An 18,586-nucleotide genomic window follows, 5' to 3' on the forward strand; every position below is an offset into this window, starting at 1 on the left:
GCTACTCCTTCGTGGTGGCGCCGGCGATCCCGGCGTCGAGGGTGAGGCCGGGGATCCCGGCGTCGAGGTGGTCGGGGTCGAGGACACGGTCGAGGGCGTGGCCCATCCGGTCGCGCTTGGTCTCGAGGTAGCCCTCGTTGAAGGCGCCCACGCCGACCACGAGTGGCACGCGCTCGGTGACGACGATGCCGCGGTCGGTGAGCTGGCGCACCTTCTCGGGGTTGTTGGTGAGCAGGCGCACCTCGCCGAGGCCGATGTCCTCGAGGATGCCGACGGCGGCGCCGTAGTCGCGGGAGTCGGCGGGCAGCCCGAGCGCGAGGTTGGCGTCGAGCGTGTCGAGCCCGTCCTCCTGGAGGCGGTAGGCGCGCAGCTTGTTGATCAGGCCGATGCCGCGGCCCTCGTGGCCGCGGAGGTAGACCACGACTCCGCCGTCGCGCTGGATCGTGTCGAGTGCCGCGTCGAGCTGCGGGCCGCACTCGCACTTGAGTGACCCGAACGCCTCACCGGTGAGGCACTCCGAGTGCACCCGGACCAGGGCCGGCCGGCCCGCTCCGAGGTCACCCGCGAGGATCGCGACGTGATCGGCTCCCGTCTGCCGGTCGCGGTAGGCGCGGATCCGGAAGGGCCCGTGCGTGGTCGGGACCGTGGTCTCGACCTCGAAGCTCACGCGGGGGCTCTCGGGGACCGAGACCGAGACGGGCACCTCGGTGTCGCAGTGGAACTCCTGGAGGTAGGCCACGAGGGCGGCGACGGTCGTCACCGGCACTCCCTCGCGCTCGCCGAGCGCGATCAGCCCGGGCAGGCGCATCATCTCGCCGTCCTCCGCCACGATCTCGGAGATCGCACCGACCGGGTACAGTCCCGCCAGCTTCATCAGATCCACCGCGGCCTCGGTGTGCCCGTCACGCTCGCGCACGCCGCCGTCGACGGCGCGCAGGGGGAGGATGTGGCCGGGCCGGTGGAGCCCGGCGGGCGTCGCCTCCGGATCGGCGAGCACCCGGAGGGTGTGCGCGCGGTCGGAGGCGCTGATGCCTGTCGAGAGGCGGTCGGCCGCGTCGACCGAGAGCGTGTAGGCGGTGCCGCGCGGGTCCTCGTTCTCGACGACCATCAGGGGGAGCGCGAGGCGGTCGGCGATCTCGTTGGTCATCGGGGCGCAGATGAACCCGGAGGAGTGGCGGACCATCCAGGCGATCGTCTCCTGGCTGGCGAGCTGCGCCGAGACGATCACGTCGCCCTCGTTCTCGCGTCCCTCGTCGTCGGCGACGATGATCGGCCGTCCGGCCCGCAGCGCCTCGACGGCCTCGGGGATGCTCGCGAGGCTCATGCGCGGGCCTCCGCGACTCCGCGCAGTGCGAGCATCCGCTCGACGTGCCGGGCCAGGATGTCGGTCTCGATGTTGACCCGATCGCCGATCGCGCGCCCGCCGAGGGTGGTGGCCGCGAGCGTCTCGGGGATCAGCGAGACCTCGAACCACTGCTCGGGAGCCTCCGCCGGGCTGATCGCCGAGACGGTGAGCGAGACCCCGTCGACCGCGATCGAGCCCTTGTCGGTGACCAGCGGAGCCGCCTCGGGCGGCAGCGAGAACCGCAGGACCCGCCAGGCCCCGCCGGGCGTGACCGTCAGGAGCGTCGCCGTGCCGTCGATGTGGCCCTGCACGATGTGCCCGCCGAGCCGGTCGCCGACCTGTGCCGCGCGCTCGAGGTTGACGAGATCGCCGATCGTCACGCGGTCGAGCGTCGACATCCGCAGCGTCTGCGCCATCACGTCGGCGGTGAAGCCCTCGTCGGTGTGCTCGACGACGGTGAGGCAGACGCCCGAGACGGCGACCGAGTCACCGTGTCGCACGCCCTCGACGGCCAGCGGTCCGCGGATGCCGAGGCGGATCGCGTCGGCACCCGTCTCGATCGTCGTCACGACGCCGATCTCCTCGATGATTCCGGTGAACATCAGTGGGTCTCCATCTGCAGGGCGTGGGGGAGGCGGGCCGGAGTTCCGGTGCCGCCAGCGGGGAGCGCGCCGGGGCGCGCAGTCACGAGGAGGTCGTCGCCGAGGACCTCGACCGAGCGCAGGCTGAGGCGGTGCGCCCCGGCGATGCTCGGGACGCCGAGGTCTCCGAGCGCGAGGCGGGGGCCGCCCAGCAGCGCCGGGGCGAGGAAGACCAGGTACTCGTCGACGAGTCCGGCGGCGACCAGGGCGGAGGCGAGGGTCGGCCCGCCCTCGACGTAGACGGAGCGGATCTCGGCGGCGTGCAGGCGAGCGAGCACGGCGGCCAGATCGCGATCGCGCTCCAGCATCGCGGCGCGCGGATGGGCGTGCACGCGAGCGCCCGCCGGGACGGGTCGGGTGCCGACCACGACGGGAACCGGCTGGTGGGCGAGCAGCGCGCCGCCGTCGCCCCTGGCGGTCAACGCCGGATCGTCGGCCAGGACGGTGCCGGTGCCGACCAGGATCGCGTCGTGGGAGGCGCGCTGCTCGTGCACGCGCTGTCGGGCTGCGGCGCCGGTGATCCAGCGGCTGCTGCCGTCGGCGGCGGCGGTGCGGCCGTCGAGGGTCGAGGCCCACTTGAGGGTGACGAACGGGCGGTGGCGGCGGGTGGCGGTGAGCCAGACGTGGAGGAACTCCTCCGCTTCGTCGGCGAGGACTCCCTCGATCACGTCGACCCCCGCGTCGCGGAGGGTGCGCCCGCCGCCCGCGGAGCGCTCGCCGGGGTCGGCGACCGCGTAGACCACGCGCGCGACTCCGGCCTCGATCAGCGCGCGGCTGCACGGGCCGGTGCGGCCGGTGTGGTCGCAGGGCTCAAGCGACACCACGGCGGTGGCTCCGGAGGCGGCGCCCGGGGCGAGGGAGGACAGCGCGTCGACCTCGGCGTGCGCTGTCCCGGCTCCGTGGTGCCAGCCTTCGCTGAGGACGCTGCCGTCGGGCGCGAGGATCACGCAGCCCACGCGCGGGTTCAGTCCGCGGGCGGGCCCGCGTTGGGCGAGCGCCAGCGCTCGGCGCATGGCGTGCTCGTAGTCGATCGTCATTCCCGGTCTTCCGTTCGTCGCCGAACTCCGGGGTCTCGATCGGCGGTGCGCGGGCACCGTCGCTCAGCTTCGCGCTGCTGCGCGACGCTCGTGCTGCCTCTCCTCCGGACTTTCACCGTCGGTCCTGGAGTTCCACCAGGTCAACCGCAGCCCCTCGACGGGGTTGCGGTTCGCGGACTGTCACCGCCGGTTCGGAATTCTCACCGACCCCGGAGCACGTGCTGGGGGCCAGCCTACCGACCGCGCGCGGGAGTGAGCATCCGAGCGTCACACTCCCGGCGAGTGGTCGGCTCGGGAACAGGATCAGCTGCTGCACTCGCTCGCGCGCAGCCGCTTCGGTGCCCGTTGCGCCACCGCTGCGGCGGAGCCGACGGGGACACGGGTCATCCCTGGGCCCGTGAGGGGCGCGAGAGCGGCGCGCGCGTCGGTGAACCAGAACGCGAGCCGGAGAACCGCGACTGCGCCGTGGAGGATCGCTGTGCCTTCGATGACGGGGTTCTGCGGCTCCTGCCGCACGTCCGAACCGAGGTCTCGAGTGCTCGGCATATCGCTGTGCTCACTCGTGTCGTCCTGCTCGCCAGTGACGAGCGGTCACCGTGACGATGCCTCTCGAGTCGGACCTGAGTCGCCTCGAAGGATCGCACGGTGACCGCCTCCGCGACGGGACTAGTGGCTCGACACGCTGCGCGTGCCGCGTGTCTTGAGGAGGCTCGCGACGGTCGCCACGGCGATCGTCGTGCCGATGAAGGTGAGCGAGAACCAGATGGGGATCTCGGGGACCCACAGCAGCGGCTGGCCGCCGTTGATGAAGGGCACCTCGTTGACGTGCAGGGCGTGGAAGACGAGCTTCACGGCGATGAAGGCGAGGATGACCGCCAGTCCCTGGCTGAGGTAGACGAGGCGCTCGAGGAGTCCGCCGATGAGGAAGAACAGCTGGCGCAGTCCCATCAGGGCGAAGGCGTTCGCGGTGAAGACGATGTAGGCCTCGTTGGTCAGACCGTAGATGGCGGGGATCGAGTCGAGGGCGAAGACCAGGTCGATGAAGCCGATCGCGACGATCGTCAGCAGCATCGGCGTGACGAAACGCGTCCCGTTCTTCTTCACCGTCAGCTTGTCGCCGTGGTACTCGTCGGTGACGGGCAGGATGCGGCGGACGAAGCGCATGAACGCGTTGTTCGAGGGATCTCCGTGGTCGCCCTTGATCTGCTGGTAGGCGAGGACGAAAAGCAGCGCGCCGAACAGGTAGAACACCCAGGAGAAGTTCTCGATCAGCGCCGCCCCCACGGCGATGAAGATGCCGCGCATGATCAGGGCGATCACGATGCCGATCATCAGCACCTTCTGCTGATAGATCTTCGGCACGGCGAAGCCGGACATGATGATCAGGAAGAGGAAGAGGTTGTCGAGCGACAGCGCCTTCTCGGTGAGGTAGCCGGCGAAGTACTCGCCGCCGTAGCGCCAGTCGGAGACGATGCCGATGCCGACTCCGAAGAGCAGGGCGAGGCCGATGTAGAAGGCGGACCAGCGGGCGGACTCGCCGATGGTCGGTTCGTGCGGCTTCCGCACATGGACGAAGAACTCGTAGACGAAGAAGGCGATCGTCACAGCGATCGTGATGAGCCAGACGGTGGTGGTGACCTGCACGGACGTACTCCAAAGGGGTTCAGTGTTCGGAACGACACCAAGGTCTCCTCCGTTCTAGCGCCGACCAACGAGGTGTGGCGACTGGAACCGATGGCCCGGAGCGTGGATTCACACTCGTAGTGACGGGCACATCGCGGACGGGAGTACTCCCCTTGCTGCGCCCGATTCTAGGGGCCAGCTCGACTCCCGAAGCTGGGAGGATGCCGGGGTGGCGCGTGGCCTGTCGTGCTGGCGGGTTCCGCCGCCGTGCGGGGCATGACTCCTCGGCGGTGACGCGGACCGGAACGGCGACGAGCTCTGCCGTCGCGGACGACGAGCAGGTCGAGGCCGGCCGTGTCCGTCCGCGGTGACCCGTGCTGGGTCGCGACGACGGTGGACGACGACGGGACACGCGCGTCGATGGCGACGCGGCAGCTGATCCTTCGTCCGGCGGATACGCCTCCGAGAGCGTTGCCTGCGGGATCCCGCTAATCAGTGGCCGAGATGTTCGTGCGCCGGCTGATCATCGCGAGCGAGGGCGCGCGGCCCTTCTCGATGTGGGTGAAGGCGGTCGACTCGGCGAGCCGGTCGTTGCCGGATCGGATCGCGTCGAGGAGGCCGTGGTGCTCCTCGGACTGCTGGCGCTGGTCGCGAGCGCTGGTGAGGTAGAACAGCCAGGTCATCCGGCCGGTGACCGCGCGCATCAGCGAGGCGAGCAGGGCACTGCCGGCGACCTCGACGATCGCCTCATGCACGACGGTCGAGGTCTCGGCGACCTCCAGCCAGTCCTCGCTGTCCAGCGCGCGGTGCTCCGCGTCGATCGCGTCGAGCAGCGGCTGGAGCGATGCGCCGGCGGAGACGGCCTGAGCGGCCAGGCGCGCGCCCAGCGTCTCGAGGCCGAGCCGTACGTCGAACAGCTCGACGACGTCCTCGGTGCTCCACTGGGCGACGCGGGTGGAGCGTCGGGGCAGCATCCGCACGAAGCCCTCGTGCGCGAGTTGCGGGACGGCCTCGCGCACCGGCAACCGCGACACGTGGAGCTCAGCGGCGAGTGAGGCCTCGACCAGCCGCGACCCCTGCGGATAGTGGCCGAGGATGATCTGTCGGCGCAGCCTGCGGTAGGTCTGGCTCGCGAGCGACTCCTCGGTGGTGGCGAGTGTCATGACGGTCCTCCTCGCGACGCCGGCCCCACCATTCAACACGCTCAGCCGCCGGGCCGGCTGCGCTCCTCCGGCAGGGGCGGGCAGAGCTGTCGGGTCGGCTGGTCGTGAGGCGGGCGCCCAGGTCCTCCTCGCGTCCTGCGCAGCCGAGGCGGATCACCACGGCCGCGGCGCTGAGGACGCTGCCTGCCGGCCCTCGGCGGAGGCGAGTCCCCGGGCGGGCAGGACCGCGACGATCTCGGTGCCGCCCGCCCCCGGGCGCGAGCGGCGGCGCGCTCGGGGGCGCTTCAGGTGGCGACGGCGATACGCATCAGACCGTCACCGGAGTCGCCGAGAGCAGGACGGCGGACCCCACATCGCGGAGGCGGGCGAGATCGATCAGCGCCGCCGCGACCGCGAGGTCCTGAGCGGCGAGGCCGACGGAGTCGAACACCGTGATCTCCGCCGCGCTCGCGCGGCCCGGTGCGGTGCCCGCCACCACGTCCCCCAGCTCGCGCAGTCCGTCGAGCGAGCTCAGCGCGCCCTCGGCGATGGCCTGCACGAGATCACCGGACTTGGCGCGGGCCGTCGCGGCGCTGTCGACGACGAGCGTCCCGATTGCCATGGCCGCGGAGTCGAGCTCGCGGTGCGTCGGGCGGGGCCGCGCGCCGACGGCGTTCAGGTGCTGCCCGGGGTGCAGCCAGGATCCCCGCACGATCGGATCGACCGAGGGGGTGAGGGTGCAGAGGATGTCGCTCGTCGCCGCCACCTCGCGCGGATCGGCCGCGATCCTCACGGGACGGCCCACCGCCTCCGAGAACCGGTCGAGCGTGGTGGAGGACCGCGACCACACCACGATCTCTCCGACGGAGGCGACGGCCGTCAGGGCTCGGACGTGTTCGACGGCGAGATTGCCGGCGCCGATCAGCCCGAGCACGCTGCTGTCGGGGCGGGCGAGGTGCCTGGTCGCGACCGCGGAGGCGGCGGCCGTGCGGGCCCGGGTGATCAGCGCGCCGTCGAGCACCGCGACGCACTCGCCCGTCCGCACTGAGGTGACCAGGATCGTCGAGCGCTGCGTCGGCAGTCCCCGTGCGGAGTTCCCGGGCAGGTCGGCCATCAGCTTCACGGCTGCGAGGCCGAGTGCGTCGGAGCGGACCGCCATCGGCAGGATCAGTCCGTCGTCCTCGCCCGAGAGAGCCGTGGGGGCGGGCTGGTCCAGAACCCCCGAGCCGAGGTCGGCGAACACCTCCTCGACGATGCCGAGGACGTCGACGTCGGGAAGCAGGCCCGCGATCTGCTCGGAGGCGAGGACGAGGGTCATCGGCGCGCGCCGGCCGGTGCGGAGCCGCTGAGTTCGGCGAGTGAGGGCGCGGAGGTCACGAGTCCGGCTTCGGCGAGGATCCGCATCCAGCGGTCGGAGGCAGCCTCGTCGATGACGGTCGTGTCCCAGACTCCGCCCGCCGCCATCTCGTCGGCGGCCTCGTGCAGGAGCACGGAGTCGCGGTCGGGCCAGCGGGCGGCGAGCACCGCGTCGATCTCGGGTCCGGCCCGACCGGCGGTGATCCTCTGCATGGCGGTCTCGATCGCGTCGACGAAGCGGCCCGTCCGGTCGGCGAGCTCCTCGACGCGGTCGGTGCGGGTGTAGTAGACGCTGTTGGGCATGACGCCCGCGTCGAGATGGCGGAAGACGATCCGTCCGCCGTCGGCGGCGACGAGCTCCTTCGCCGACAGCAGATCGAGCACGATCGCGTCGCCGAGGCCGTCGCGGTAGAGCTCGAGCATCATCGCGGTCGAGAGATCGCGCACCCACCGGGTCGCCGATACGTCGAGTCCGGCCTCGCGGATCAGGCCCGCGGTGAACTCGAACGGAGCGCTGCCGCCGGCGCCGGGAGCGAGGGCGACCTTGCCGGCGAGCCAGCCGAGCCCCGCGGGACCGGAGGCATCGCGGGCGACGACGGTCATCGGGAAGCGGTGGTTGAGCTGGCCGACGACGGTGAGCTTCCGGCTCGTGCCGGCGTACATCCCCGGTACCCAGAGGCCGCCCAGCGCGAGGTCCGCGGCGCCGGAGTCGAGGTCGTCGAGCACACCGGTCCAGGGGTCGCAGGCAGTGGCGGTGACGGTCAGGTCGCGCTCGGCGAACAGGCCGCCGACGTCGGCGACGTACTCGGGGAGGTAGTTGAGTCCGTTCGCGGTGGCCGAGACGGTGAGGGTGTCCATGGTGCTCCTTGTGGGGTGAGCCCTCGACGCCGGAGCGCCGGGGGCGTGGAAGGGGTCAGTGGGCGGCGGCGATCGCGTTCTCGTTGACGTCCTCGAGCGAGCGTCCCCGGGTCTCGGGGGCGAAGCGGGAGGCGACGACGAGCACCGCGTACATCACTGCTGCGAGGCCGAAGACTCCGGCGAAGGCGAACGTGCCGTAGAGCGCGACCGCGAGGAACGGCATGACCGCTCCGGCGATGTTGCCGATGCCGTTGACGATCGAGGCTCCGGAGGCGCGGATCGCCGTCGGGAAGACCTCGGCCGTCCAGGTGGCGAGCGTGGTGTTGGTGACCATCGTGAAGAACTGGAACAGTGCACCGAGCACGAGGATTGCTCCGGTGCCGTTTCCGAAGCCGGCGAAGGCGAGCGCCGTGAGGCAGCCCAGCACTCCGGCGGCGCCGACCGCGGTGCGCCGACCAACCCGTCCCGCGATGAGGGCTGCAGTGGTCGCTCCGAGCAGCGATCCGACGTTCATGATCATCGTGTAGAGCAGGCTCTGCGAGACGGAGTAGCCGCGCTCGACGAGAAGGGTGGGCATCAGGAAGTTCAGGGTGACCTGGGAGCCGAACGCCATCCACGACGCGACGCCGAGGGCGGCGGTGCGGCGGATCACCGGACGGCTGAAGACGGCGGCGGGGGAGGCGGACATCCGCGCGGGGAGCAGATCGTCCTGCGTCAGCTCCACGGGTGGACGGACGCCGGTAGGAGTGAGCGAGTTCGAGGAGAGGACGGCGAGGGAACGGTTGGCGTCCTCGACACGGCCCTGCGACAGCAGCCAGCGCGGGGTCTCTGGCAGCTTCCGGCGGTAGAAGACGACCAGCAGAGCGGGGACGGCGAGGATGACGAACGACCAGCGCCAGACCGTGTCGGGTCCGCCGAGCGGGGTCTCCAGCGGTCCGAGCAGCAGGAGGAACAGGCCGTAAGAGAGGAAGTTGCCCAGGCCGCCGGCGCCGACGTTGACGGCGCCGATCGCGGTGCCGCGGAAGCGGGTCGAGACCATCTCCGAGAGCATCACGAGCCCGATCATGAACTCGCCGCCGATGCCGATCCCGACGATGAGGCGGCTGACGAGCAGCATCTCGTAGTTCACGGCGAGGGCGCTGATCAGGCCGCCGAGCGTGTAGATCAGCAGGTTGAGGCTGAGCGAGAAGCGGCGGCCGTAGCGGTCGGCGAGGTAGCCGGCGAGCACGCGCCCGATCAGGCCGCCGATGACCGTCGCCGTATTGATCGTCGTGAGCTGGATGTCGCCGATCTGCAGCGTCTGCTTGATGTGGCTGCCCATGGCGCCCACCGAGTTCTGCTCGAGGGTGTTGAAGAACTCCCCGGCGAGGATCAGCAGGAACACCCAGAACTGCGCACGAGTGAATCCGATGGAGTCGAGGACGGAGGCGACCGAGTGGCCGGAGGCGGGCGGAGCGGTGGTGCGGGATACAGCAGTCATGTGTAGCTCCCAGCGGGGCGAGGTGTGGGGCGGCTTCGAAGGAGAGGCTGCCGCGAGGACACGTCTTTTGTATCCCGGATGTGGTTTCCGGCAGGTTTCGCCCTTGCTACAACCTCAGCACAACCTGTTTTATCGAGCCCTCTGTCCTCTCCGTGCGCGCAGGCCGTTCCGCTTCTGTATACAGAAGGCGACATCCGCCTCGCGTCGGACGTGTGCGGTCGACCGGACGCTCGACTCCGCTTCTGCCGCGCCCGCGCCGAGGGGACGCTCGCCTTGACCGGCAGCCGCTGACCGGCAGCCACTGGCCGGCAGCCACTGACCGGCAGCCGGTCGCGGTCCGACGAGCGGCCCGATCCTGACGGACGCGTGCCCGCGCGAGGACAGGCGCTCGCAGGGGCTCGCCGGAGGCGGCGCGGTGTCAGTGCCGGTGCTCGTCCACCCAGCGCGGGAAGGGATCGGCGAAGGACGCCCAGGCGTCCGGCCCGGCGAGCAGCTCGCGGGGCGTCAGGAGGCAGCCCGACAGCACGTCGGCCAGCGCGCGCTGGTCGAGGTCCACTCCGAAGAACGCGATCTCTTGGCCCAGCGGCGCGTCGACGTCCCAGCTCCGCAGGCTCGTCGGGTCGAGCGCGAGCACGTCGCCGGCGACCGACCACGACCCCACCCGGTCGGCGCGGGTCGCGAGGCGGACCAGCCCGCGCGAGCGGAGGATCCGGCCCACCTTCTCCGGGACCAGCTCGCCGGCCACGGCTGCGCTGAGGCGCGCGGGGTGGAAGGGCAGCGGATCGCGGAAGACGAACTCCTGCACGCTCGTCGAGCGTGGCCGGGAGGTGCCGTTCAGTGCGCACTGCCAGCCCATGGACGACGCGAGCGCGTGCGCGCGGCGGGGGAGGAGTCTCCGCGTCGCCGGCCGCTCGTGGGCGGTGATCACCTCGGCGGAGGGGGCGATCGCGTGGAGGAGGTCGAGGACGAGCGCGCCGTCGTCGGTCACCGGGGCGTCGATCGGGTCGGTGAGGGCGATCATGCTCGCGAACTCCAGGCGCGCTGCGAGGCGCTCGCCGGCGTCGGCTGAGGGGCCGCCGCTGCGGCAGAGCACGCGCAGGATCTCGGCCGCCGAGGTGACGGCGACCACGTCGAGCAGTGCGATCCGCGTGTCTCCGGGGTGCCGCTGCGAGCAGAGGTGCTCGAGGACGAGCCCGATCTCGAGCGGGTCGGCCCCGGGGTCGAGGGCGACGACGGTGTGTCCGCGCCGGCCGTCGTCCGCTTGCGCGGCGAGACGGTGGGCCAGCTCATCGGCGAACTGCGGGCCGTCGGAGCCGGGCAGGTCGAGGTCGATGTCGATCGCGCCCTCCGGCTGGCCGGCGAGTAGGGCGGCCGTGCGGGAGGCATCGCGCGCGTCGGTCGCGCTGACCAGCGTGACGGCGAGGACGGGCGGCAGGGGGACGAAGGGCTCCATGGCGGGTTACTCTATCGATAACCGTTATCAATAGAGAGCAGGGTCGCCGTGAAGGTCCGCAATTCCCTCAAGTCGATGAAGAGCCAGCCCGGGTCTCAGGTGGTCCGCCGCCGTGGGCGGGTCTTCGTGATCAACAAGCTGAACCCGCGCTTCAAGGCGCGTCAGGGCTGACGACGACGGGAGGGGCCGTCCGCGGCGGACGGCGCCCTCCCGTCGCGGCTCCGCTCAGTGCTCGTCGTAGTGATCAGCGTGCACTGCGTGCTTGTGGCCGTCGTGCACGTAGTCGATGTGGTCGTCGTGCGAGACGGCCTCGTGGCCGCAGGCGTCGCCGTGCTCGTGGTCGGCCGTCGAGTGCTCGGCCTCGGTCTCGTGCTCGTCGTAGTGATCGCCGTGCAGGGCGTGGTGATGCGTGCCGTGCGCGTAGTCGACGTGACCGTCGTGCTGCACGGCCGGGTGGCCGCAGTTCTCGCCGTGCTCGTGCTCGGCGACGGCGTGCTCGGCGTGGATGTCGGTGGTGCTCATGTGTCGTGCCTTTCCGGATGCGGGCGCCGCGGAGGAGCGGCGGCACCCAGCTGACCAGAGTTATAAACACATTGCAATAGATGCGCCCAATTGAGAGCGATGATCGTCATCGCCAGGGCCGGTCAGCCTTCGAGCGCGTGCCGCACCGCGTCGTCCACGATGTGGCTGACGTGCGTGTCGGCGACCGAGTAGTGCGCCTCCCGGCCCACCCTCTCCACCGCCACCAGCCCCGCCGAGCGGAGGGTGCGCAGATGCTGCGACACGAGCGGCTGCGAGAGCCCGGTCACCTCGGCCAGCCGGCCGACGGTCGAGGTCTCCTCGGCGAGGGCGCGTAGCAGTCGCAGCCGCGAGGCGGAGGACAGCACCTTGAAGAGCTCTGCGGCGGGTTCGAGATCCTCGGTCATCCGCTCATGTAACCAGAGGTGCATGCGCCGTGTCCGCGCGGGCCGGGGCGCGCCTCCGACTACCCTCGGTGCGATGGACGAGGACAGGTACGGGCAGGACGTGCTCGCCGGTGACTGGCGGGCGAGGAACAGGGTCGAGGTGGCCGTCGTCGAGGCCGAGCGCGACCTGGTGGTCGAGGAGGTCTCCTCCGGTTTCGTCGGCGCCGTGCTCGGCGTCGAACTGCGGATGGTGCGGCTGGAGGACCGGTTCGGTAAGGTCCGCGTCTTCCCGCTCGGGCCCGGCTTCCTCCTCGACGGCAGGCCCGTCTCGCTCAAGGCTCCCGGCCTCAAGCGCGACGCGAACCTCGGCCGCGCCCGCTCCGCCTCCGGCTCGTTCCACGTCGCCGATGCGAAGGCGCGGGTGGCCCTGCCCGGCCGCATCTACGTCGAGGGGCGCCACGACGCCGAGCTGGTCGAGAAGGTCTGGGGCCACGACCTGCGGATCGAGGGCGTCGTCGTCGAGTACATCGAGGGCGTCGACAACCTCGATGCGCTGGTGCGCGAGTTCCGGCCCGGTCCGGGTCGGCGCATCGGTGTCCTCGTCGACCACCTCGTCCGCGGCTCGAAGGAGTCGCGCATCGCCGACCAGGTCGCGGCCGGCCCGCACGGCGCCCACGTCCTCGTCGTCGGCCACCCCTACATCGATGTGTGGCAAGCCGTGAAGCCCGCCCGGATCGGCCTCGAGCGCTGGCCCGAGATCCCGCGCGGCATCGAGTGGAAGCACGGCATCTGCGAGGCGCTCGGCTGGCCGCACGAGGAGCAGGCCGACATCGCCCGGGCCTGGCAGCGCATTCTCGGCCGAGTGAGCACGTTCCACGACCTCGAGCCGGCGCTGCTCGGCCGCGTCGAACAGCTGATCGACTTCGTGACGGAGCCGGCGTGACCCGCGCGGCGTGGCGCGGCCTCTCGCTCGACGCAGCCCTCGTGCTGGTTTTCGCGCTCATCGGCCGCCGCAGCCACGACGAGGGGCCGGCGCTGCTTGGGCTGCTCGGCACGCTCTGGCCGTTCCTTCTCGCACTGCTCATCGGCTGGGCGGTGTCGCGCTCATGGCGAGCACCCGACCGGATCGTCCCCGCCGGGCTCGTGATGTGGGCGGTGACGGTTGCGGGCGGGATGCTGCTGCGGCTCGTCTCGGCTCAGGGCGTGCAGCCGAGCTTCGTCGTCGTGACGGCGATCGTGCTCGCGGTCTTCCTGCTCGGGCGCCGGGCGCTCACCCGGTTGCTCGAGCGCCGCTCCCGGCCAGCGGCCTAGCTGTAGCTCCCGCGAGGTTGTGGATGCCGTCTGCGGGACGTGTCCCGAAACGACCCCGCCGGGCATCGCACCGAGCGCCCGCCGGTGCGTTCGGTGCTCGACGACCGGGCGCAGCGCCGCGGATGCCGCTGCACGGTGAGGCGCGCGGCCGGGGCTGGGAGGATGGGGGGATGACCTCGACGCTGCTCGACCGGATGCCGACGCCCGACGCCGACGGGCGTGTCGATGACGACGCGGTGTACCTGGCCTTCGCCGAGTGGGCGCAGTCGCGGGGCCTGCCGCTCTACCCGGCGCAGGACGAGTCGATGCTCGAGATCGCCTCCGGGTCGAACCTGATCCTGTCGACACCGACCGGGACGGGGAAATCGCTGGTCGCGATCGGTGCACACGCGGCGGCCCTCGCCTCCGGGCGGCGCAGCTTCTACACCGCGCCGATCAAAGCGTTGGTCTCCGAGAAGTTCTTCGCGCTGGTCGACGTCTTCGGAGCCTCCAACGTCGGGATGGTCACCGGCGACTCCTCGGTGAACGCGGACGCCCCGATCATCTGCTGCACGGCCGAGATCCTCGCGAATCTTGCGCTACGGCACGGCGCCGAGACTCCCGTCGACCAGGTCGTGATGGACGAGTTCCACTTCTACGCGGACCCAGCGCGCGGCTGGGCGTGGCAGGTGCCGCTGCTCACCCTCCCTCACGTGCAGTTCGTGCTGATGTCAGCGACCCTGGGCGACGTGACGGCGCTCGCCGCCGACCTGAGCCGCCGCACCGGCCGCGAGACCGCGCGCGTCACCGGCGTGGAGCGTCCCGTGCCGCTGCACTACTTCTACGAGATCGCTCCCATTCACGACTCCATCGAGGAGCTGCTCGCGACGAACCAGTCGCCGGTGTACGTCGTGCACTTCTCGCAGGCCTCGGCACTCGAGCGCGCGCAGGCCCTGACGAGCGCGAACATCGCGACCCGGGAGCACCGCGACCGCATCGCGGAGGTGATCGGCGGGTTCCGCTTCACCACCGCCTTCGGCAAGACGCTCTCGCGCCTGCTCCGCCTCGGCATCGGCGTGCACCACGCGGGCATGCTGCCCAAGTACCGCCGCCTGGTCGAGCAGCTCGCCCAGCAGGGGATGCTGCGGGTCATCTGCGGGACCGACACGCTCGGCGTCGGCATCAATGTCCCCATCCGTACGGTGCTGCTCACCGCGCTGACGAAGTACGACGGCACCCGGATGCGCCAGCTCTCGGCGCGCGAGTTCCACCAGATCGCGGGGCGCGCCGGGCGAGCCGGCTACGACACCGCGGGCACGGTGGTGGTTCAGGCTCCCGAGCACGAGTCCGAGAACCGCAAGGCTCTCGACAAGATGGGCGACGATCCGAAGAAGCGGAGGAAGTGGGTCGCCAAGCGGGCCCCGCAGGGCTTCGTCAGCTGGGGCGAGCCGAGCTTCCGCAAGCTCGTCGACGCGGAGCCCGAGACACTGACCTCGCACATGACCATCACCTCGGCGATGCTGCTGAACGTGATCGCGCGCGGCGGTGACGCCTACGCGAACGTGCACGCGCTCATCTTCGACAATCACGAGCCGTGGAAGCACCAGTTGCAGCTCGCCCGCCGCGCGCTCGGCATCTACCGCACGCTCCGGGAGGCGGGTGTCATCGAGCAGAGCGTCGACGCAGACGGCGTGACACGCATCCGCCTGACCGTCGACCTGCAGCCCAACTTCGCGCTCAACCAGCCGCTCTCGCCGTTCGCGCTCGCGGTGTTCGACGTGCTCGATCCCGAGTCTCCCAGCTTCGCGCTCGACGTGGTCTCGGTACTCGAGGCCACGCTCGACGACCCGCGGCCGATCCTCGGCGCCCAGCAGTTCCAGGCCCGTGGCGAGGCCGTTGCCGCGATGAAGGCGGAGGGGATCGAGTACGAGGAGCGGATGGAGCTGCTCGAGTCGGTCACGCACCCGAAGCCGCTTGAGGAGCTGCTGGAGGCGACCTTCGCGACGTACACGGCCGCGCAGCCGTGGGTGAAGGACTTCGAACTCTCGCCCAAGTCGGTCGTGCGCGACATGTACGAGCGGGCGATGTCGTTCGGCGAGTACACCGCCTTCTACAAGCTCTCGCGCTCGGAGGGACTGGTGCTGCGCTACCTGTCCGACGCGTTCCGCGCCGCCCGGCAGACCATCCCGGACGAGCTGAAGAACGAGGAGCTGCACGACCTGATCGAGTGGCTGGGTGAGCTGGTCCGTCAGGTCGACTCCTCGCTCGTCGACGAGTGGGAGGAACTGGTGAACCCGGCTCGGCACGCGGCGGACCAGTCGATCGTGCCGCCCGCTCCGCGCCGCCTCACCGCCAACCACCGCGCCTTCCGTGTCCTGGTGCGCAACGAGATGTTCCGTCGGGTCACGCTTGCCGCCCTCGACGACCACGAGGCCCTGGGCGGGCTCGACGCGGCCGCCGGCTTCGATGCGGACGCGTGGGGTGCGGCGCTGGACGACTACTACGACGAACACGACCGCATCGGCACCGGTCCGGATGCGCGCGGCCCCGCGATGCTGCTGGTCGAGGAGGAGCCGACGCAGTGGCGGGTACGGCAGATCCTCGACGACCCGGCGGGCGACCACGACTGGGGGATCTCGGCGACCGTCGATCTGGCGGAGTCGGACGAGCAGGGATCCGCCGTCGTCCGCGTCACCTCGGTGGGCCGGCTGGACTGATCAGGGGCTGCGCTTCTGCCGGCGCTTCATCTCGGCGGCGATGTCCGCCTCGGTGATCTCCTTGCGGGTCGGACCCCAGATCGACGCGGCCTGGCCCACGACGCCGATCCCGATGCCGACCATCGGCCAGATCGGCCAGAAGTAGCCGTCGGCGCCCGAGGCGACCCAGACCGCGGTGGTGATCGCCGAGACACTCGCCCAGCCGCCGACCGACCCGAGGAAGTCGCGGCGCCGCTTGACCTCGCGCACGGCGAGCGCGCGTTCCGCGTCTTCGACCCGGGGCCCCTCGATGTCGTCACCGGAGGCGCTCGCCGGTGCGGACGCCGGACTGCGTCGCGCCGAGGGATCCGGGGAACCCCACTCGTTCGTCATGCGGCCAGCCTACGCAGGAGGGCCACCGGGCGGTAAGCAGGGCCTAGCCGTACTGCTCAGGGAGGTTGGTGAGCCGTATGACGGATCGACGTCCGGCCGCTGGATCGACCAACCGGCGCTGCCGGAGAGAAGGGTGACGAAGGCGCTCTGGCTGCGGGTGTTGCCGTCTCGGAAGGGGCGGACCGCGGTGATCTCGCCCCAGTGATCCGCGAGGCCCTCGGCGACGCCGTGGACGTCGCGGCCACGGAGGTAGCCGTCGCCCTCGAGGCGACGGAACTCGAACTCGATCTGACCGGAGATGAATTCCGGCCTGCAGGAGGCGATTCCCCTGCCGCCCGCTTGGAGGTCGACGTCGAGGACCTCGCCGGCGAACGGGGGAACTCGCCGCGTCCCGATCCCGATGCTGCTCGGCGTCCTCGTCATCGGCACCCTGATCACCGTCATCTCGGCCGCCCTTCCCGCGCAACGCGCTATGCGCGTCACTCCGGTCGAGGCACTCAGCGTCCACGGACGGACGGACGGCACGCGGCTCTGTCCCCCGATCGGTCCCCTCAAGAGCCGACATGCATTACTGAGCGATATCTCAGTAAGTTGGGCAAGCGGTTTCGATTCGGACGACCGCGACTCTTCACTCAACGAGACAGGCGTCCATTGCCATGACCAAGAGAGTTCTGCGAGCACTGACGGCCGCTCTCCTCGCCGTCGGCGTGACGACGATCACCGCTCCGTTGGCCTCAGCGTCGATAGTCGATGCTCCGTCCGAGCAGACTGTCGGATTCGGGTTCCGGATCGATGATGAGATCGTTCCGGCCGAAGATCTTCAGACGTGGAGTGTCGACGCTGACGAGCCCGCGGCGACTCCGCCTGGGACGGTTACGCCTCAGCTTATCGACTGGAACCAGTGGTAGGGCTGCTTCAGTCTCAACCACTCCGAAGATCTCTTCGCGGAGTACGTGCACTGGTGGAGCGGGGAGCACTGGGACTACCAGCTGCGGTGCGGACAGCCCGACGATGCGTCGGGTAAGGGCGGATGGGGCTACAAGCACATCCGCGAGGATCACGAACAGAACTGGCAGGACAAGTTCAACGAGGGTCTGGCCCTAGGGTGGGTACCGGAGAGTCAGGGCTTCGAATCGTGGGATGATCTCATGGCCACATCCGGAGGTAACGCCGGTCTCTGGCCTGATCACATGCGCGCTGTCGACCCCAAGGGAGGCACCACGTGCCTCATTGCGATCGGCGTCTTCTACGACGCCTTCTCCGGGGCCGAGCTGGGGACATTCAACTACAGGACCATCTTCTCCAACACGACCGAACGGTTGATCACATCCTTCCCGCAGTCCGGAACCACCTGCCCGAGTAACTACACGCAGCTCTGGTAACCCTCAGCGGGAGCATTGTTGCCGCAAGCCACTTTTGCGTCAAGGCTCCCGGGTGGGTTCCTGATTGAGAACTTTCGATTCACGTCGGCGAAAAGCCACACCGATTTCTCAACCTGATCGAACAGTGCGTTCCCATGCTGAACCCACCTTGTCCTGTCGTCATGATTGTCCCATCCAATCATCGGACGGGTTTTCTCGGCCCACTCTCGATACCACTCGCTGATTTCCTGACGCAAGGAAGCCGGAAGTTCGAGGTCGTCCGCGTCTGAACCGTCGTGACTCACCCCGGCTTCCCAGATCGGCCAATCGTGGCCCCACTCGGGAAAGATGTTGAGCACTCGCCAAGCAGACGATCGCCTCGCACTTGCTCTCTGGATCGCGTCTTCATCAGTTGCCCATTCAGGGACTAGCAACTCCTCCTGCGTGAAGGGATCGATGATTCGCCGATCGACTGCCATGCGGTCCAGCATATGCGCTACCCCAGCAGTCCCGGAATATTCCGCACCGAGATCGTCCCTCGTGAAGCGCCAATCATATCCGGCACCCGGTGGAGCGGAGCTCGGCCACGAGCTCGGGTCCAGGCCGCTGGTTGATCATGCGCACGATTGTGCCGCGCCTCGCGCCAGCAGGCCTCCCCGCCCTAGCGATATATCTTCGATAATCCCGGATAGGGCAGTGTGCCGCAGGCGCGGGCTGCCCGCGCCCGGCGACCCCGAGCCTCTCGCCGCGGCGGGTGTCGCCGGTCGTGGGACTCGTCGCGGGCGGCGGGAGCTCGACGAGGTGGAGGTCGGCTCCAGAGTGTAGAGCCGTCGTCGAGGCGGAGGCGGATGTCCTTCTGCACCGAGCGGGGGACAGCGCGGCCGGAGGTGTCGCGCTCCAGAAGCCCTGCATCCGCAGGTGGGTGTGCAGCGGCGATCCGCTGGAGAAGCGGGTGAGGAGGTTCTTGCCGTGCGTCTCGTCCCCGAGGATCCGCAGGCCGGTGGCA

At 70.2% G+C, this 18,586-nt stretch carries 21 protein-coding genes and 1 riboswitch; of the genes, 6 read left to right on the plus strand and 15 right to left on the minus strand.

What is annotated here, in order from left to right; genetic code table 11:
* Position 1: 1 nt before the first annotated feature.
* From ribA to GSU10_RS04300, 10 genes are all read right to left on the minus strand, one after another.
* Positions 2-1,324, minus strand: coding sequence for a GTP cyclohydrolase II (ribA, locus tag GSU10_RS04255; protein ID WP_132504488.1), 1,323 nt, complete (start codon positions 1,322-1,324; stop codon positions 2-4).
* Positions 1,321-1,947 carry a riboflavin synthase gene (locus GSU10_RS04260; RefSeq protein WP_132504490.1) on the minus strand — a complete coding sequence of 209 codons (627 nt, stop codon included), beginning with the start codon at positions 1,945-1,947 and terminating at the stop codon, positions 1,321-1,323. The genes ribA and GSU10_RS04260 overlap by 4 nt, the downstream gene beginning before the upstream one ends.
* Positions 1,947-3,023 carry a bifunctional diaminohydroxyphosphoribosylaminopyrimidine deaminase/5-amino-6-(5-phosphoribosylamino)uracil reductase RibD gene (gene ribD / locus GSU10_RS04265; RefSeq protein ID WP_241972890.1) on the minus strand — a complete coding sequence of 359 codons (1,077 nt, stop codon included), beginning with the start codon at positions 3,021-3,023 and terminating at the stop codon, positions 1,947-1,949. Before ribD ends, GSU10_RS04260 begins: the two co-directional genes overlap by 1 nt.
* Positions 3,024-3,110: 87 nt before the next feature.
* Positions 3,111-3,244: riboswitch (FMN riboswitch) on the minus strand.
* Between the two features lie 82 nt (positions 3,245-3,326).
* Positions 3,327-3,569: a hypothetical protein gene (locus GSU10_RS04270; RefSeq protein ID WP_068210277.1), complete on the minus strand. Its 243-nt coding sequence runs from the start codon at positions 3,567-3,569 to the stop codon at positions 3,327-3,329.
* Between the two features lie 120 nt (positions 3,570-3,689).
* On the minus strand, positions 3,690-4,667 hold the full coding sequence (locus tag GSU10_RS04275) for a TerC family protein (RefSeq protein ID WP_068210275.1): 978 nt from the start codon (positions 4,665-4,667) through the stop codon (positions 3,690-3,692).
* Positions 4,668-5,134: 467 nt separating this feature from the next.
* Entirely contained in the window at positions 5,135-5,809 is a 675-nt protein-coding gene (locus GSU10_RS04280; protein ID WP_068210272.1) for a GntR family transcriptional regulator, read from the minus strand.
* Between the two features lie 307 nt (positions 5,810-6,116).
* Complete coding sequence (locus GSU10_RS04285) at positions 6,117-7,106, minus strand: ornithine cyclodeaminase family protein (RefSeq protein ID WP_068210269.1); 990 nt, start codon at positions 7,104-7,106, stop codon at positions 6,117-6,119.
* Positions 7,103-8,002 carry an ABC transporter substrate-binding protein gene (locus tag GSU10_RS04290; RefSeq protein WP_068210266.1) on the minus strand — a complete coding sequence of 300 codons (900 nt, stop codon included), beginning with the start codon at positions 8,000-8,002 and terminating at the stop codon, positions 7,103-7,105. Before GSU10_RS04290 ends, GSU10_RS04285 begins: the two co-directional genes overlap by 4 nt.
* 55 nt (positions 8,003-8,057) lie before the next feature.
* Positions 8,058-9,482, minus strand: coding sequence for an MFS transporter (locus tag GSU10_RS04295; protein ID WP_236713588.1), 1,425 nt, complete (start codon positions 9,480-9,482; stop codon positions 8,058-8,060).
* Between the two features lie 418 nt (positions 9,483-9,900).
* Entirely contained in the window at positions 9,901-10,935 is a 1,035-nt protein-coding gene (locus GSU10_RS04300; protein WP_068210263.1) for a CobW C-terminal domain-containing protein, read from the minus strand.
* A 48-nt stretch (positions 10,936-10,983) separates the two neighbouring features.
* Between GSU10_RS04300 and ykgO the strand changes: the two genes are divergently transcribed.
* A complete protein-coding gene (gene ykgO / locus GSU10_RS04305) occupies positions 10,984-11,106 on the plus strand; it encodes a type B 50S ribosomal protein L36 (protein WP_068210256.1) in 123 nt (40 codons plus the stop codon).
* Between the two features lie 54 nt (positions 11,107-11,160).
* Here ykgO and GSU10_RS15480 read toward each other — a convergent pair whose 3' ends face one another.
* Positions 11,161-11,457 carry a hypothetical protein gene (locus tag GSU10_RS15480; RefSeq protein WP_068210255.1) on the minus strand — a complete coding sequence of 99 codons (297 nt, stop codon included), beginning with the start codon at positions 11,455-11,457 and terminating at the stop codon, positions 11,161-11,163.
* Positions 11,458-11,579: 122 nt separating this feature from the next.
* Positions 11,580-11,861: an ArsR/SmtB family transcription factor gene (locus tag GSU10_RS04315; protein WP_068210254.1), complete on the minus strand. Its 282-nt coding sequence runs from the start codon at positions 11,859-11,861 to the stop codon at positions 11,580-11,582.
* A gap of 73 nt (positions 11,862-11,934) precedes the next feature.
* Here GSU10_RS04315 and GSU10_RS04320 point away from each other — a divergent pair, with 73 nt between their 5' ends.
* From GSU10_RS04320 to GSU10_RS04330, 3 genes are all read left to right on the plus strand, one after another.
* The gene (locus GSU10_RS04320) at positions 11,935-12,783 is read left to right on the plus strand and encodes a DUF3097 domain-containing protein (RefSeq protein ID WP_068210253.1); all 849 of its coding nucleotides are present in this window, start codon (positions 11,935-11,937) and stop codon (positions 12,781-12,783) included.
* Positions 12,780-13,151 carry a DUF3054 domain-containing protein gene (locus GSU10_RS04325; RefSeq protein ID WP_068210252.1) on the plus strand — a complete coding sequence of 124 codons (372 nt, stop codon included), beginning with the start codon at positions 12,780-12,782 and terminating at the stop codon, positions 13,149-13,151. Before GSU10_RS04320 ends, GSU10_RS04325 begins: the two co-directional genes overlap by 4 nt.
* Before the next feature lie 170 nt (positions 13,152-13,321).
* The gene (locus tag GSU10_RS04330; RefSeq protein WP_068210251.1) at positions 13,322-15,847 is read left to right on the plus strand and encodes a DEAD/DEAH box helicase; all 2,526 of its coding nucleotides are present in this window, start codon (positions 13,322-13,324) and stop codon (positions 15,845-15,847) included.
* Here the strand turns inward: GSU10_RS04330 and GSU10_RS04335 are convergent, their stop codons facing one another.
* Together GSU10_RS04335 and GSU10_RS04340 are read right to left on the minus strand one after the other, a co-directional pair.
* Entirely contained in the window at positions 15,848-16,219 is a 372-nt protein-coding gene (locus GSU10_RS04335) for a 2TM domain-containing protein (protein WP_132504492.1), read from the minus strand.
* A gap of 9 nt (positions 16,220-16,228) precedes the next feature.
* Positions 16,229-16,663: a hypothetical protein gene (locus GSU10_RS04340; protein WP_068210250.1), complete on the minus strand. Its 435-nt coding sequence runs from the start codon at positions 16,661-16,663 to the stop codon at positions 16,229-16,231.
* Between the two features lie 212 nt (positions 16,664-16,875).
* On the opposite strand from GSU10_RS04340, the gene GSU10_RS04345 reads away from it, so the two are divergent.
* Positions 16,876-17,127, plus strand: a complete 252-nt coding sequence (locus tag GSU10_RS04345; protein ID WP_068210248.1) for a hypothetical protein — start codon at positions 16,876-16,878, stop codon at positions 17,125-17,127.
* Between the two features lie 45 nt (positions 17,128-17,172).
* Positions 17,173-17,601 carry a hypothetical protein gene (locus GSU10_RS04350; RefSeq protein ID WP_068210246.1) on the plus strand — a complete coding sequence of 143 codons (429 nt, stop codon included), beginning with the start codon at positions 17,173-17,175 and terminating at the stop codon, positions 17,599-17,601.
* On the opposite strand, the gene GSU10_RS04355 is transcribed toward GSU10_RS04350, so the two are convergent.
* Positions 17,583-18,059 carry a hypothetical protein gene (locus GSU10_RS04355; protein WP_132504494.1) on the minus strand — a complete coding sequence of 159 codons (477 nt, stop codon included), beginning with the start codon at positions 18,057-18,059 and terminating at the stop codon, positions 17,583-17,585. The two genes, GSU10_RS04350 and GSU10_RS04355, sit on opposite strands and share 19 nt — an antisense overlap.
* Between the last annotated feature and the right edge of the window lie 527 nt (positions 18,060-18,586).

The sequence above is a fragment of the Rathayibacter tanaceti genome (assembly GCF_009834165.1).
Classification (GTDB): domain Bacteria; phylum Actinomycetota; class Actinomycetes; order Actinomycetales; family Microbacteriaceae; genus Rathayibacter; species Rathayibacter tanaceti.

Excerpts from the sequence above, each read along its gene's own strand:
- ribA (WP_132504488.1), bottom strand. The coding sequence starts at position 1,324 with ATGAGCCTCGCGAGCATCCCCGAGGCCGTCGAGGCGCTGCGGGCCGGA.
- GSU10_RS04260 (WP_132504490.1), bottom strand. The coding sequence starts at position 1,947 with ATGTTCACCGGAATCATCGAGGAGATCGGCGTCGTGACGACGATCGAG.
- ribD (WP_241972890.1), bottom strand. The coding sequence starts at position 3,023 with ATGACGATCGACTACGAGCACGCCATGCGCCGAGCGCTGGCGCTCGCC.
- GSU10_RS04270 (WP_068210277.1), bottom strand. The coding sequence starts at position 3,569 with ATGCCGAGCACTCGAGACCTCGGTTCGGACGTGCGGCAGGAGCCGCAG.
- GSU10_RS04280 (WP_068210272.1), bottom strand. The coding sequence starts at position 5,809 with ATGACACTCGCCACCACCGAGGAGTCGCTCGCGAGCCAGACCTACCGC.
- GSU10_RS04285 (WP_068210269.1), bottom strand. The coding sequence starts at position 7,106 with ATGACCCTCGTCCTCGCCTCCGAGCAGATCGCGGGCCTGCTTCCCGAC.
- GSU10_RS04290 (WP_068210266.1), bottom strand. The coding sequence starts at position 8,002 with ATGGACACCCTCACCGTCTCGGCCACCGCGAACGGACTCAACTACCTC.
- GSU10_RS04295 (WP_236713588.1), bottom strand. The coding sequence starts at position 9,482 with ATGACTGCTGTATCCCGCACCACCGCTCCGCCCGCCTCCGGCCACTCG.
- GSU10_RS04300 (WP_068210263.1), bottom strand. The coding sequence starts at position 10,935 with ATGGAGCCCTTCGTCCCCCTGCCGCCCGTCCTCGCCGTCACGCTGGTC.
- GSU10_RS15480 (WP_068210255.1), bottom strand. The coding sequence starts at position 11,457 with ATGAGCACCACCGACATCCACGCCGAGCACGCCGTCGCCGAGCACGAG.
- GSU10_RS04315 (WP_068210254.1), bottom strand. The coding sequence starts at position 11,861 with ATGACCGAGGATCTCGAACCCGCCGCAGAGCTCTTCAAGGTGCTGTCC.
- GSU10_RS04320 (WP_068210253.1), top strand. The coding sequence starts at position 11,935 with ATGGACGAGGACAGGTACGGGCAGGACGTGCTCGCCGGTGACTGGCGG.
- GSU10_RS04330 (WP_068210251.1), top strand. The coding sequence starts at position 13,322 with ATGACCTCGACGCTGCTCGACCGGATGCCGACGCCCGACGCCGACGGG.
- GSU10_RS04335 (WP_132504492.1), bottom strand. The coding sequence starts at position 16,219 with ATGACGAACGAGTGGGGTTCCCCGGATCCCTCGGCGCGACGCAGTCCG.
- GSU10_RS04340 (WP_068210250.1), bottom strand. The coding sequence starts at position 16,663 with ATGACGGTGATCAGGGTGCCGATGACGAGGACGCCGAGCAGCATCGGG.
- GSU10_RS04345 (WP_068210248.1), top strand. The coding sequence starts at position 16,876 with ATGACCAAGAGAGTTCTGCGAGCACTGACGGCCGCTCTCCTCGCCGTC.
- GSU10_RS04355 (WP_132504494.1), bottom strand. The coding sequence starts at position 18,059 with ATGGCAGTCGATCGGCGAATCATCGATCCCTTCACGCAGGAGGAGTTG.